Source organism: Rathayibacter sp. AY2B3 (genome assembly GCF_002931755.1).
Lineage (GTDB): Bacteria > Actinomycetota > Actinomycetes > Actinomycetales > Microbacteriaceae > Rathayibacter.
Genome location: NZ_PSUG01000046.1, coordinates 1 through 12,876, shown reverse-complemented (window position 1 = coordinate 12,876; position 12,876 = coordinate 1). Strand labels below are relative to the sequence as shown.

The window sequence follows — 12,876 nt, the reverse complement described above, 5'->3', positions numbered from 1 at the left end:
GCGGCGCGGAGGGCGCCGCCGCCTCGGGGTCAGGAGGCGATGACGACGCGGTGCCCGTCGGGGAAGACGGCCACCTTCCGCCAGGTGTCGCCGGAGCGCTCCCAGCCCTCGTTGACCTGTCCGGCCGGAGGGGTCGGGATGGTCTCGGGGGCGCGGGCGACCGTGGTGTAGCCGGCCGCGCGCTCCACCCGGCCGCGGCCGAGCTCGAACGAGGTCAGGCGCCCGTCGTCGACGATCAGCGAGCCCTCGTCCACTCCCGCGGCGCCGCGCTCGATGAACGGGTTCACGAGGCGCGTCTGCGAGGAGTCGCTGCCCAGCACGATGGCCTTCTGCTGCGGGAAGCGGCCGAGGCTGAGCCCGTAGAAGCCGCCGAGGACGGTGAGATTGCGCACCTCGAAGTCCGCTCCGCCGTTCGTCAGGCCGACGCCGAGGCAGTTCGCGCCCGAGGTCGGGAAGAAGTTCGGGTTCACGATCATGTGGCTCGTGCCCGCCTCGATCAGCACCTCCCAGCCGTCGCGGGAGCCCTCCGAGCGGAAGTTGATCAGGGTCAGGCCGGAGTTGACCGAGCGCCGGTTCTCGTTGCGGATCGACCGGAGGCCGACCGTGCCGCCGATGGCCTGGCAGTCGAGCAGCGTCATGTTCGTCGGCGCGAGGAGGAAGCCGCCGAGGCCGGGGCTGATCGCCTCGACGTTGGTCATCGAGCCGCCGATGGAGGCCTTGCCCGAGTCCTCCACGCCCCAGCGCGCGGGGGCGACGATCTTGATCTTGTTCCAGGAGTTGGCGTAGGAGTACTCGTCGTCGACGCCCGAGACGAAGGTGGCGCGCTCGCGGAAGACGCCCGACTTGCCGGTCTTCTGGATCCACAGGTTGCGGAACTCGCAGTTGACCAGCGAGCGCAGCGACATGCCGTGGCCGCCGGAGGGCGTGCCCGTCATCTCGAAGTCGGCGAGGACGACGCCGGTGGCCTTGTTGTTGTTGGCGGGACCGGCCGCGTCGCCGGTCTGGCCGGAGACGGTGAAGATGTCGCGGGTCGAGCCCTCGATCTGGACGATCCTCGTCTGGCGCATGCCGGCACCGACGATCTTCGGCCCGGCGTAGCCGTACGGCGGCCCGTTCTCGGGCTGCACCGGGTAGCCGCGGTAGTCGACCGCGAGGCCGGTCACCCGGATCTCGCCGGCGGGCAGCGACACCTCGCCGCCCGGAGCGGTCATGGCCTTGTCGATGGCCGCCTGCACAGCACGGGTGTTGTCGGCGCCGGCGCGGTCGTCCCAGCGGAACTCCTTGTCGAGCGGCGAGATCGGCCCCTCGGTGACGCTCAGGCGCTTCTTCTGCCCGGGAGCGTCGGCCGGGGGCGCGGCGGCGGCCGGAGTGGCGGCGCCGACGGCCCCCGCTGCGCCGGCGAGGGCGGCGGCGCCCCCGGCGAGGAAGAGCCGGCGGGAGTTGTCGGGCCTGCGCGGCTGATCGGGGCTGTGCTGCTGATCGGACCGGTGCGGCTGATCGGGCCCCTGGGGGTCCGTGGTCTGGTTGTCTGGGTCTGCGGGATTCATCATCGTCGACGTTCCGCCCTCTCTCGCCCCGGATGGGCGTACGGCGATCCTTCGTCATGGTTAGCCTGAGGTCAAGACGTAATACCTATTACCAGGATGAAGCGGGGGTGTCCGGGTGCCGCGGATCACGCAGAAGGACATCGCGCGTCTCGCGGGAGTCAGCCAGACGACGGTGTCGTTCGTGCTCAACGACAAGGGTGAGCAGCTCGCGCGGGTCCCGGAGGCGACGCGCGCGCGGATCCTCAAGGCGATCCAGGAGACGGGGTACGTCGCCGACCCCATCGCGCGCCGCCTCAAGCAGGTCGGCACCGGCATGATCGGCGTCTACACCTACGAGAGCCTGTTCCCGCTCGACCGCGAGGACTTCTTCCACCCGTTCCTCGCCGGCATCGAGGAGGAGGCGCAGAACCGCGACATCGACCTCCTCCTGCTGACCAGCGGTCGCGTCGGCGGCCGCCGCGGTGGCCTCAGCGGCGGCACCACACGGCTGCGCCTGGCCGACTCCTGCATCCTCCTCGGGCAGCACATGCCCCGCGAGGAGCTCGAGTTCCTCAACGCCAGCGGCTTCTCCTTCGTCAGCATCGGCCGCCGCGACGACGCCGGCGGACCCGTGCCCTACGTGGCCGCCGACTACGCGTCGATCGTCCGCGAGCTGATCTCCTGCGCGCGCGCCCTCGGCCACACCCGCTTCGCCTACGCCGGTCACGGTGAGGGCGTCGAGTCGTACACCGACCGCATGGCCGGCGCGCGGGCCGAGCTCGGCGACGGCTTCCTCCACCTCGTCCCGGGGCCGGAGGCGTCGCCGCGGGAGTGGATCCGCCGGATCGCCGCCGAGGGCGTCACGGTCGTGCTCGCCGAGCAGGAGGAGCAGTTCGTCCTCCTGCAGGCGGCCGCCGAGGCCGAGGGGGTGGCGGTGCCGGTCGACCTGTCGCTGGTGTCGCTCTCGGGATCGGCCGACCGCACCGGCTGGCAGGCCGGCTTCGAGCTGCCCCGGCGCGACATGGGGCGCCGCGCGGTGCAGATCCTCATCGAGGGCGACCCCGCGCGGCGGGAGCAGCAGCTCCTCCGCTGCACGCTCGTCGACGGCGCCTCCCTGGCCGCGGCGCCGGCCTGACCGGCCGGGCTCAGCCCTGACCGCTCGGGATCAGCCGCGACCGGCCGGGCTCAGCCCGAGTGGTGGCGCCCGATCGGCAGCACCAGCGGAGTCCGCGAGACCGGGTCCTCGATCACGCGCGACTCCATCCCGAACACCGCGCGCACCGTCTCCGGCGTCACCACCTCGGCGGGCGTGCCCGAGGCGTACAAGGCGCCGTCGCGCACGGCGACGAGGTGGTCGGCGTAGCGGGCGGCCAGATTGAGGTCGTGCAGCACGATCACGATCGTCGTCCCGCGCGAGCGGTTGAGGTCGGTGAGCAGGTCGAGCACCTCGACCTGGTGCGACACGTCGAGGTAGGTCGTCGGCTCGTCCAGGAGGAGCACGTCGGTCCGCTGGGCGAGGGCCATCGCGATCCACACCCGCTGGCGTTGCCCGCCCGAGAGCTCGTCCACGGGGCGGTCGGCGAGCTCGAGCGTGCCGGTGTCGCGCAGCGCCTCCTCGACGATCGCGTCGTCGTCCGATCCGGAGCCGCGGCCGAACAGGCCCCGGTGCGGGTAGCGGCCGCGGGCGACCAGGTCCGAGACGGCGATCCCCTCCGGAGCGATCGGGGTCTGCGGGAGCAGCCCCACCTGCTGCGCGACCTCGCGCGTCGGGAGCCGGTGGATCGCGCGCCCGTCGAGCAGGACGCTCCCGGAGCGCGGGGTGATCAGCCGCGCCATGGCGCGCAGGAGCGTCGACTTGCCGCAGGCGTTCGCGCCGACGATCACCGTGATCTCTCCGGGCGGCACGGCGAGCGAGAGCCCGTCGACCACGACGCGCTCGTCGTAGGCGAGAGTGACCGCGTCGGCGACGAGGGTGGGCGGGGCGTCGGTCACAGGGAGCCTCCGGAGCGGTTGCGGCGGGCGAGGAGCCAGAGCAGGAAAGGGGCGCCGAGGGCGCCGGTGACGACGCCGACCGGGAAGCGCGCGCCCGAGAACAGCGCGCCGACGACGTACTGGGCGAGCAGGTCGGCGGCGAGCACCACGACCGCGCCGACCAGGGCGGAGGGGATCAGCAGCGTGCGTGCGCTCGGCAGGATCCGCCGCGCGATCGGCCCCGAGACGAAGGCGACGAACGCGATCGGGCCGGTGGCGGCGGTCGCGACGGCCACGAGGCCGACTCCGACCGCGAGCAGGGCCAGCCGGCTGCGCCGCACGTCGAGCCCGAGCGCGGTCGCCGACTCGTCGCCGAGCTGGAGCACTCCGAGCCGGCCCGACAGCAGCAGCGCCAGCGGCACCAGCACGAGCATCGTCAGGGCGAGCGGCGGGACGGAGGGCCAGGCGGCCGAGTTGAGGCTGCCGGTCAGCCAGCGCAGCGACTCCTGGACGTCCTCGAAGTCGGCGCGGGTCTGCACGTAGGCGATCACGCTCTGGAACATCGCCGCGACGCCGATGCCGATGAGGATCAGCCGCGCCCCGATCACTCCGCCGCCTTCGGCCAGACCGGCGATGATCAGGGCCGTCGCGAGCCCGGCCGCGACCGCGATCACCGAGACGGCGCCTCCCGAGAGGCCGAAGAACGCGATCGCGACGACGGCCGCCGCGCTCGCCCCCGAGGTGATGCCGATGATGTCGGGGCTGGCGAGGGCGTTGCGCAGCATCGTCTGGAAGATCACGCCGCCCATCCCGAAGCCCACGCCCACCAGGACGGCGGTGATCGTCCGCGGCAGCCGCAGCGTGCCCACGGTGAAGGAGGCGCCCGGGACGGTCTCGCCGAGGATCACGCGGACGACCTCCGGCACCGAGTAGACCGTGCTGCCGACCGTGAGCGAGACGATGACGAGCGCCAGCGCGAGCACCGCGAGGACCGCGCAGCCGAGGACCGTGCGGCGACGGCGGAGCGCGCGGCCGGCCGCGATGCCGGCCGCGACGGGCGCCTCCGCGGTCCTCACAGCGCCCGCACCTTCGAGCGGCGCACGATCGCGATGAGCACCGGGGCGCCGATCAGCGCGGTCACGATGCCCACCTCGACGTCGCTCGGCCGGGCGACCACGCGGCCGACCACGTCGGCGACGAGCAGCAGCAGGGCGCCGAGCAGAGCGGAGGAGGGCAGCAGCCAGGCGTGCGCGGGGCCGGTGACTCGGCGGGCGAGGTGCGGGACGACCAGTCCGATGAAGCCGATCGGTCCGGCGATCGCGGTCGCGGCGCCGCAGAGCAGCACGGCCGCGAGCCCCGCGACCAGGCGGATGCGCCCCACGCGCCGGCCGAGGCCGGTCGCCAGGTCGTCGCCGAGCGCCAGCGCGTCGAGCCCCCGCGCGCTGGAGAGGGCCAGCACCGCGCCGACCGCGAGGAACGGGAGGACCTGCAGGATGCTCGCGGTCTCGGCGCCGCCGACTCCGCCGACCTGCCAGAAGCGGAAGCGGTTCAGCGTGGTCTCCTGCGTGAGCAGGACGGCGCTGAGGAGGGAGGTGAGCGCCGCGGCCGTCGCGGCTCCGGCGAGGGCGAGCTTGAGCGGAGTGGCGCCCTCGCGGCCGAGCGAGGCGACGGCGTAGACGAACGCCCCGGCGGCCGCGGCGCCGAGGAACGCGAGCCAGATGAACTGCGGCAGGCTCGTCGCGCCGACCCCGGCGATCCCGAGCACGACCGCGAGCGAGGCGCCGGAGTTGAGGCCGAGGATGCCCGGATCGGCGAGCGGGTTGCGGGTCAGGCCCTGCATCACGGCTCCGGCGAGCCCGAGCGCGGCGCCGACCAGGATCGCGAGGACCGTCCGCGGCACCCGCCCCTGCACGGCCGCGTCGACGATGGACGCCGGGTCGGGCGCGGTCAGCGCCGGCCAGACCTCGCCGAGCGGGATCTCGCGTGAGCCGTACACGAGCGAGAGGACCGACGCGACGGCGAGCGCGACGAGGGCGACCGCCAGAGCGGTCGCCCTCGTCCGGGTGGATGAGATGCGGGTCACGACACCTTGTCGGCGGCCTCGGCGAGGCCGGCGGTGTAGTCGTCGAGCACCCACGGGATGCTCAGCAGGTTGGGCGACGAGGTGGCCATGGCGGCGGAGGAGCCGTCCTTCAGCACGTAGACGGAGCCGCGCTCGACGGCCGGGATCTTCGAGAGCAGCGGGTCGGCCTGCAGCGCGGCGAGAGTCGTGTCGTCGCCGTAGACGACGAGCACGTCGGCGTCGAGCTGGTCGGCGTTCTCGGAGCTGATGGTGCCGCTGAACGCCTCCGAGTCGCCGGAGAGCTCGGTGATGCTGGGGGCGACGTCGAGCCCGAGGTCCTCGACGAACTTCACGCGCGCGTCGTTCGGCGTGTAGTAGGTGAAGGTGCTCGCGTCGGTCGGGTCGTACCAGCCGTACATGAACGTCGTGCCCGCGAGCTGCGGGTAGGACGCGGTGGTCTGCGTGATCTCGCTCTCGACCTCGCCGACCTTCGCGACGGCCTCGTCCTCGAGGCCCAGCGCGGCGCCGTCGAGCTTCGCGGAGTCCTGCCAGGTGGTGCCCCAGGGCAGTCCCGGGTAGGCGACGGTGGGGGCGATCTGGCTGAGGGTGTCGTAGTCCTGCTGCGTGATGCCGGAGTACGCGGAGAGGATCACGGTCGGGCTGAGGTCCGAGATCGCCTCGAAGGGCACGCCGTCGGTCTCGTCGAACAGGGTCGGCGTCGCGGCACCGGAGGCGTCGAGCGCCTCCTTCGTCCACGCCAGCAGGCCGTCGCCGTCCTCGTCGCCGTAGGAGGCGCGGGTGAAGCCGACCGGCGTCACGCCCAGCGCGAGCGCCACGTCCTGATTGGTCCAGCTCGTCGCGACGACGCGGTCGGCCGACTCGACGGTGGTGCTGCCGAAGGCGTGGTCGACGGTGACGGGGAAGCCCTCGCCGCTCGAGGCGGCGCTGCTCTCGGACGTGCCCTCGGAGCCGGCGTCGGCTCCTCCCGAGCAGGCGGTGAGCAGCAGCGCGGCGAGGCCGAGCGAGGCGACGGCGGTCAGGCGGAGGGGGGTGCGAGTGGCGGGCACGGCGATCCTTCGAAGGGGGTGGTGGGGGTTGCGAAGGTTAACCTAACCTAACCGCCTGGACGGGGCCAGTGGCCGAGCGGATCAGCGCCCGGACGCGATCCGCCGCCGCCTCGATCCGTCGCCCGCGCCCCGTGCGCGCCCCCGGGACGGGCCGCCGCTGACGGATCGATCGCGGGTGCGGCCCAGCGGGAGCCTCGTTAGCGTGGAGGTCCGCGCCGATCGTCGGCGCCGAGGGGAGCCCCATGGACCAGACGGAGGAGATCGACGCCCGGGCGGAGGCCCTGCGCGCCGACCCCGAGAGCTTCGCCGCGATGGACGCGCTCTGGCGCAGCGTCTACGCCCTGCCGATGTGGTGCTTCATCGCGCGGGGGCCGGACGACGCGCCCACCCCCTTCGTCGGCGGCCTGGAGTCGGGGCCGATGGTCTTCGCCTTCACCACGGGGGAGCGCGCCCGCGCCGGGGCGCTGCACGCCGGCCTCTCCGACGAGGACGCGTCGCGGGTGCTGAAGGTGCCGATGCCCGCCGCGCTCGAGTGGATCGCGGCGATGGGATCCTCCGGAGTCGCAGGAGTGGTCTTCGACCTGCCCCGCTTCGGGTACTCCGCGCCCCTTCAGAACCTGCTGCCGATGCGCGACTTCATGGCGGCGAACCCGCCGGCCTGAGCCCGGCTGCTACCAGCAGATCCGCCGGTTGTCGCCGCCCCGAACTGGTCACTGGACGACACCCGAGGATGGTGGGCCGGAGGCGCTCCCGTCTTCCGAGGACGAGGCCGGGAGACGCCGATGGGGAAGCTGCACTACGACGGATCGGTCGAGATCGACGTCGAGGACCGGGTGCTCGCCCACCTGCAGATCGTCCTCACCGCGAAGCTGCGCCGGGGGGAGTCGTGCCTGGTCAGCTGGCGCGACGAGAGCGGGATGAGCGACGGCCGCAGCGCGATCTGGCTGCACCCCTCGCACACACTCCGCTACACCTACGCCGGCGGCCGCATGCCCCGCATCAACCCCGCCTGGATCGCGGCGCTCACCGACCTCGCGAACTCCGCCGGCGGCCTCCGATTCGTCCCCGAGCCGCCGGAGTCCGTGCGGCCCCCGGACGGGACCGCCCGCCGGTGACCCGCGTCGGGCTCGATACCCTGCCTCGAGTTCATCACCCGGCGTCCGTGTCGAGCGCCGCCGCGGTACCGAGCGCGATCAGCGACTGATCCGTCGCGACCGCGACCCTCGGGAAGCCGAGCGCCCGCAGCAGTCGGGCGCGCTCGCGGTCGCCCGCGTAGGCTCCGGCACCCTTGCCCGCGCGCCGGGCCGCCGCGGCGATCCTCGGCAGCGGATCGTCGGGCCCGTCCGCGGCGAGCAGGTCGGCCAGGTCCCGGCCGAGGCCGATCGCGAGGTCGAACGGGCCGACGAAGACTCCGCTCACGCCCGGCACCGCGAGGATCCGATCGACGGCCTCGAGGCCGGCCTGCGTCTCGATCATGACCCAGAGCGCGGTGCGGGCCTCGGCGGCCGACGGGGGAGCGGCGCCCCAGAGATCGGTCATCGGCCCCCAGCTGCGGCGGCCGAGCGGCGGGTAGTGCGCGGCGCGGACGGCCGCGAGCGCCTCCTCGACCGTCTCGATCATCGGAACGACCACGATGTCCGCGCCGGCGTCGAGCGCCCTGCCGATCAGGGCGTCGGAGAGCCCGGCGACCCGGACGCCGACGGGCGGCCTCCCGCTCACCGCGCCGAGCGCGCGCAGGGAGGCGAGGACCGCGGCGTCGTCGAACGCGCCGTGCTGCGCGTCCAGGCACAGCCACGCGGGCCCGCCGCGCGCGATCTGCGCGACCGTCAGCGGCTCCCCGAGCCGGCACCACACCCCGTCGGCCCGACCGTCACCGAGAACCCGTTCCGCATCCACGGGTCCGATCCTCGCGCACGAGCGCCGCCTAGGCGAGGATCGCCAGCGCCGTCGACAGGATCCCGAGGACGGCTCCCGCCCCGAGCAGGATCAGGCCGGTCAGGCGCAGCGCCCGCACCGCGTCGCTCCACCGGTGCAGGCGGATGCGGTGCGGATCCTCCTCGCGGTAGTACACCTCCCGCTGGTCCGACCGCGCCGGCGTCAGCGGATCCCCGGCGGAGAGCGGACGCGACCGGACCTCGCCGGCCCGGGTCACCCAGTGCAGCGCGAGCGGCGGACCCTCCTCGAGGTAGGCGGTCGTCGTCAGCCAGCGTCCGTCGACCAGCGCCGCGACGAACGCGGCGAGCAGGAACAGCACGCCGAGGGGGAGGGTGACCAGCGAGAGGGCCTCGGAGATCGTCTCCTGCATGCAGCGTCCCTCCGACCGGATCCGGTGCCGAGCGTACCGAGTCGGCGGCCGGCGCGTCCGCGGCGGGACGCGATCGGCCGCCGAGCCCGCGGGCCTCAGCCCCAGGCGACCTCGAGGTCGACGACGAACGTCACCCCGAAGCGGTCGCGGAGCATCCCGTAGAGGGGGGACCACGCCGCCGGGGCCAGGGGTGCGAGCACCGTCGCCCCCTCCGCGAGCGCGTCCCAGAGGCGGCGCAGCTCGTCGGCGTCGGAGCCGCGCAGCGACACGAACACCGGGATCGTGCCCGGGTCGTGGGCCGTGTGCGCGGGGACGTCGTAGGCCATGACGTGGAAGCCTGCCTCGGAGACGACCTGGCCCCACATCAGCTGGTCGGCCTCGTCGGGCGCGGTGACGGCGTCCGCGTCCGCGTAGGTCATCGCGTCGAGCCGGCCGCCCGTGACCGAGGCGTAGAACTCCAGCGCCTCCCGGGCCTGTCCGCGGAAGTTGAGGTGGGTCGTGGTGGTGATGCTCATGGTGCGCTCCTCGCAGTCGTGCCGGGTCGATCACCCGGTGCCCCGACGCTCGCAGGAGAAGAGGACGGATCCGGTCCTCTTCTCGAACTACCCTCGGGACGTGCCCACGACGACCGAGCGGCTCCTCCTGCTCCTCTCCCTCCTGCAGACCCGCCGCGACTGGCCGGGCGGAGTGCTCGCGGAGCGCCTGGGGATCGCGCCGCGCACGGTGCGCCGCGACGTCGACCGGCTCCGCACGATGGGCTACCGGATCGACGCGGCGAAGGGGCCCGACGGCGGGTACCGGCTCGAGGCCGGCGCCGAGCTCCCGCCGCTGCTCTTCGACGACGAGCAGGTGCTCGCCCTCACCGCCGCCCTGCGCGCGCCGGTCGCGGGGCTCGAGGAGGCGTCGGCCCGTGCGCTGGCGACGGTGCGGCAGGTCCTGCCCGCCCGGCTCCGGCCCCGAGCAGATGCGCTGCGCTTCACGGTCGCGGCGGCGCCGGGTCCCGCGGTCCCTCCGGAGCGGCTGGTCGCGGTCGCGGCGGCCGTCCGGGCCTGGGAGGTGCTGCGCTTCGAGTACGCGGAGGCGGTGCGCCGCGTCGAGCCGCACCACCTGGTCGCACGCCGGGGCCGCTGGTACCTCATCGGCTTCGACCTCGACCGCGACGACTGGCGGGTGTTCCGCGTGGACCGGCTCGAGCCGCGCTCGCCCCGCGGAGCCCGCTTCCCTCGCCGGGCGCTGCCGGGCGGGAGTCCCGCCGAATTCCTGGAGGCGCGGTTCCGCGGCGGAGCGCCCGGGGAGGGGTGGCCGTGCCGCGGATCGGTGGTGCTGGCGGCGCCCGCCGCCGAGGTCCTGCCCTACGCGGGCGACGGCGAGGTGGAGGACCTCGGCGACGCGGGCTGCCGACTCGCCCTCGGTGCCTGGTCGTGGGAGGCGCTCGCCGCGTCGTTCGGCCGGTTCGACGCTCCGATGGCCGGGGCCCGGCCGCCTGAGCTGGCCGCCGCGTTCCGCGTGCTCGCGGAGCGGTACGCCGAGGCGGGAGCCTGACCGGAGCGCCTCGGCCGTCCGCCCCCGCTACTTCACCGAGTACCGGGCGCTCCCCGTGCTGCCGTCCGCCGTCGTGACCGTCAGCGTCCAGCAGGTGCCCGGCTTCGCGGGCACTGTCCACGCCTTCACGTAGCGGTTCGTCGCGGTGTCGTAGCGGAGGCGTCCGGTCAGCGTGGTCGTCGGCGCTCCGGTGAGGACGGCGCCGGCGGTGCAGGAGGTCTGCTTCTGCGTGACGCTGCGCACGTCGGCGAGGGCGGAGTGGCGGAACGTTCCCGCGGACGACGTGGACGTCACCTGGAACGTCATGCCGGTCGCGGCGCCGGCGGCCACGCTCTTCACCGAGGTGCTGAGCCCGCCGATCGTCCACGGGGTCACGGTGTACGACGCGGTGAGGGTCGAGACGTTGCCCGCCCGATCGGTCGCGGTCGCCCGGTACACGTGCGCTCCGACGGAGCGGCCGCCGCCCGTGATCACGCAGTCGCCGTCGAGGCCGGAGAGCGCGTCGTCCGCGAGGCAGCGCGCCACCGGGAACGCGGTGCCGGAGGGGTAGGACCCCTCGGGCTTCGACGTGAACGCGAGCTGCGGCTTCGTGGTGTCGACGTCGATGCCGCTGCGGGTCGTCGTGGCGCGGTTGCCCGCGTTGTCGACGGCGGTGCCGGTGACGCTCTGGCCGGGGCCCTCGCGCAGGATCCGCGCGGGGGTGCAGCTGCGGATTCCGGAGCCGCCCGCGTCGGCGCAGGAGAAGCCGACCGAGACGGGGGAGCGGAACCAGCCCGCGGCGTTGGGAGCCGCCGGCGTGGTCGTCGCGGCGATGGTGGGGACGCCGGTGTCGACGATCCGGTACGTCGCGGTGGTGGTCGTGCTCAGTCCGCCGGGGTCGGTCCAGGTGCAGGTCGCCGTGCGGGTGCCGAGGCCGTTCACGAGCGTGCCGGTGACGACGGCCTCCTCGCTGAAGGTCCCGCTCTCCGCATCCGTGATCGCGCAGGCGGCTCTCGGCTCCGAGCCCTTCTCGTAGGAGGCGCCGTCGGTGACGTACGCGACCGTCACGACGGGTGGGGTGTTGGCGGGGACCACGGTGACCGTGTGCGGCGTGCCGGCCGTGGTGCCGTACGCGTTCCGCGCGCTCACCGTGAAGGTGGAGTCGCCGGCGGTGGTCGGCCGGCCCGAGACGACGCCCTCCGGCGAGAGGGTCAGCCCCGCGGGAAGGGAGCCGGAGGAGACCTCGAAGGTCGCGGCCGGGCCGGACGCCGTGAAGGTCGCGGAGTAGCGGGTCCCGGTCTTGACGAGCGTCTCGGCCGTGTCTGCGGTGAGGGTCGGCAGCGGGCCGATCGCGAAGGCGTGGTTGAAGCCGACCGCGATGCCGGTGGCGCCGGTGATCCCGGCCGGGACGTCCAGCTCGGTGTCGCCCTCGGGGTGCAGGGAGACGACGGTGCCGTCGGACGTCAGCAGGACGCTGAAGCCGATGCCGGCGGCGATCGCGGTGATGCCGCGGAGGTCGGCGGGGACCCGCGGCAGGCCCGAGTCGTCGGGGTCGCCCCAGGTGACGACGGTGCCGTCCCGCTTCAGCGCGAGGCTGTGGGAGTAGCTGACCGCGATGGCGGTGACGTCGCCCAGCCCCGCCGGGGCCGTGTACGCGCCCCTGTCGTCGCCGCCCCAGGCCACGACCGTCCCGTCGGCGCGCAGCGCGAGGCTGTTCCAGCCGCCCGCGGCGATCGCGACCACTCCGGAGAGACCCGCCGGCACGTCGGTCGCTCCGAACTGATCCGAGCCCCAGGCCGCCACGGTCCCGTCGCCCCGCAGAGCGAGGGTGTGGTAGTTGCCCGCGGCGACGGCGGTCACGTCGTCGAGTCCGGCCGGGACGTCGGTCTGGCCCTGGCGGTCGTCACCCCAGGCGACGACCGTTCCGTCCATCGTGAGGGCGATGCTGTGGAGGTAGCCGGTCGAGATCGCGGTCACCTCGCGGAGCCCGGCCGGCACGTCCCGCTCGCCCTCGAGGTCCGCGCCCCAGGCGACGACGGTCCCGTCGGTGTGGAGCGCGAGGGTGTGGCTGTAGCTGCTCGCGACGGCAGTGAGGTCGGACATGCCCGCGGGCACGTCCCACTCCCCGTTGAGGTACCGCCCCCAGGCGGCGACGCCGTTCGCGAGGTGGTCGTTCCCGACCGGCACCGGGTCCGGCTCGGCGGAGGCGAGGGGAGCCGCGGTGCCGGCGAGCAGCGCGACGGTCGCGGTCAGAGCGAGCAGAGTGCGGCGCAGGCCCGCGGCGGTGCGGGCGGGGCGCGGGGAAGCGGGGGTCACGGGGTCACGCTAGGGCCTAGGGCTCGGCCCTCCTCTGCGGCGTACCTCAACGGGGAGTGGGACGTGCCCGCGGGCATGTCCGACCTCACTGCCGTCGCGAGCAGCTAC

At 74.2% G+C, this 12,876-nt stretch carries 13 protein-coding genes; 4 read left to right on the top strand and 9 right to left on the bottom strand.

Translation table 11 applies throughout. The features are described 5' to 3' along the window. Positions 1-29: 29 nt before the first annotated feature. Positions 30-1,550 carry a hypothetical protein gene (locus C5C24_RS14230; protein ID WP_104305281.1) on the bottom strand — a complete coding sequence of 507 codons (1,521 nt, stop codon included), beginning with the start codon at positions 1,548-1,550 and terminating at the stop codon, positions 30-32. 112 nt (positions 1,551-1,662) lie between these two features. Between C5C24_RS14230 and C5C24_RS14225 the strand changes: the two genes are divergently transcribed. After that, the gene (locus C5C24_RS14225; protein WP_104277527.1) at positions 1,663-2,661 is read left to right on the top strand and encodes a LacI family DNA-binding transcriptional regulator; all 999 of its coding nucleotides are present in this window, start codon (positions 1,663-1,665) and stop codon (positions 2,659-2,661) included. A 50-nt stretch (positions 2,662-2,711) separates the two neighbouring features. Here C5C24_RS14225 and C5C24_RS14220 read toward each other — a convergent pair whose 3' ends face one another. From C5C24_RS14220 to C5C24_RS14205, 4 genes are read right to left on the bottom strand one after another with little or no spacing between them, the layout of a single operon-like run. Further along, the gene (locus tag C5C24_RS14220) at positions 2,712-3,518 is read right to left on the bottom strand and encodes an ABC transporter ATP-binding protein (RefSeq protein ID WP_104277526.1); all 807 of its coding nucleotides are present in this window, start codon (positions 3,516-3,518) and stop codon (positions 2,712-2,714) included. Beyond that, positions 3,515-4,573, bottom strand: coding sequence for an iron chelate uptake ABC transporter family permease subunit (locus tag C5C24_RS14215; RefSeq protein ID WP_104305280.1), 1,059 nt, complete (start codon positions 4,571-4,573; stop codon positions 3,515-3,517). The genes C5C24_RS14220 and C5C24_RS14215 overlap by 4 nt, the downstream gene beginning before the upstream one ends. Beyond that, a complete protein-coding gene (locus C5C24_RS14210) occupies positions 4,570-5,580 on the bottom strand; it encodes an iron ABC transporter permease (RefSeq protein WP_104305279.1) in 1,011 nt (336 codons plus the stop codon). The genes C5C24_RS14215 and C5C24_RS14210 overlap by 4 nt, the downstream gene beginning before the upstream one ends. Then, positions 5,577-6,626 carry an iron-siderophore ABC transporter substrate-binding protein gene (locus C5C24_RS14205; protein WP_181135548.1) on the bottom strand — a complete coding sequence of 350 codons (1,050 nt, stop codon included), beginning with the start codon at positions 6,624-6,626 and terminating at the stop codon, positions 5,577-5,579. The genes C5C24_RS14210 and C5C24_RS14205 overlap by 4 nt, the downstream gene beginning before the upstream one ends. Before the next feature lie 242 nt (positions 6,627-6,868). Here C5C24_RS14205 and C5C24_RS14200 point away from each other — a divergent pair, with 242 nt between their 5' ends. Together C5C24_RS14200 and C5C24_RS14195 are read left to right on the top strand one after the other, a co-directional pair. Further along, a complete protein-coding gene (locus tag C5C24_RS14200) occupies positions 6,869-7,288 on the top strand; it encodes a hypothetical protein (RefSeq protein WP_104277523.1) in 420 nt (139 codons plus the stop codon). Positions 7,289-7,408: 120 nt separating this feature from the next. Further along, the gene (locus tag C5C24_RS14195) at positions 7,409-7,741 is read left to right on the top strand and encodes an ATP-dependent DNA ligase (protein ID WP_104305278.1); all 333 of its coding nucleotides are present in this window, start codon (positions 7,409-7,411) and stop codon (positions 7,739-7,741) included. 34 nt (positions 7,742-7,775) lie between these two features. Here the strand turns inward: C5C24_RS14195 and C5C24_RS14190 are convergent, their stop codons facing one another. The 3 genes from C5C24_RS14190 to C5C24_RS14180 all read right to left on the bottom strand — a co-directional run bounded on the left by C5C24_RS14190 (position 7,776) and on the right by C5C24_RS14180 (position 9,446). Further along, a complete protein-coding gene (locus C5C24_RS14190; RefSeq protein ID WP_181135547.1) occupies positions 7,776-8,522 on the bottom strand; it encodes an HpcH/HpaI aldolase/citrate lyase family protein in 747 nt (248 codons plus the stop codon). A gap of 28 nt (positions 8,523-8,550) precedes the next feature. Continuing rightward, on the bottom strand, positions 8,551-8,931 hold the full coding sequence (locus tag C5C24_RS14185) for a hypothetical protein (RefSeq protein WP_104305276.1): 381 nt from the start codon (positions 8,929-8,931) through the stop codon (positions 8,551-8,553). 95 nt (positions 8,932-9,026) lie between these two features. Then, positions 9,027-9,446 (bottom strand): VOC family protein, encoded by a 420-nt coding sequence (locus tag C5C24_RS14180; RefSeq protein ID WP_104282110.1) that lies wholly within the window; start codon positions 9,444-9,446, stop codon positions 9,027-9,029. Positions 9,447-9,546: 100 nt separating this feature from the next. Between C5C24_RS14180 and C5C24_RS14175 the strand changes: the two genes are divergently transcribed. Next, entirely contained in the window at positions 9,547-10,473 is a 927-nt protein-coding gene (locus C5C24_RS14175) for a YafY family protein (RefSeq protein ID WP_258065272.1), read from the top strand. Between the two features lie 27 nt (positions 10,474-10,500). Here C5C24_RS14175 and C5C24_RS14170 read toward each other — a convergent pair whose 3' ends face one another. After that, positions 10,501-12,768, bottom strand: a complete 2,268-nt coding sequence (locus tag C5C24_RS14170; RefSeq protein ID WP_104305275.1) for a putative Ig domain-containing protein — start codon at positions 12,766-12,768, stop codon at positions 10,501-10,503. Positions 12,769-12,876: the final 108 nt, after the last annotated feature.

Excerpts from the sequence above, each read along its gene's own strand:
- C5C24_RS14230 (WP_104305281.1), bottom strand. The coding sequence starts at position 1,550 with ATGATGAATCCCGCAGACCCAGACAACCAGACCACGGACCCCCAGGGG.
- C5C24_RS14200 (WP_104277523.1), top strand. The coding sequence starts at position 6,869 with ATGGACCAGACGGAGGAGATCGACGCCCGGGCGGAGGCCCTGCGCGCC.
- C5C24_RS14195 (WP_104305278.1), top strand. The coding sequence starts at position 7,409 with ATGGGGAAGCTGCACTACGACGGATCGGTCGAGATCGACGTCGAGGAC.
- C5C24_RS14185 (WP_104305276.1), bottom strand. The coding sequence starts at position 8,931 with ATGCAGGAGACGATCTCCGAGGCCCTCTCGCTGGTCACCCTCCCCCTC.
- C5C24_RS14180 (WP_104282110.1), bottom strand. The coding sequence starts at position 9,446 with ATGAGCATCACCACCACGACCCACCTCAACTTCCGCGGACAGGCCCGG.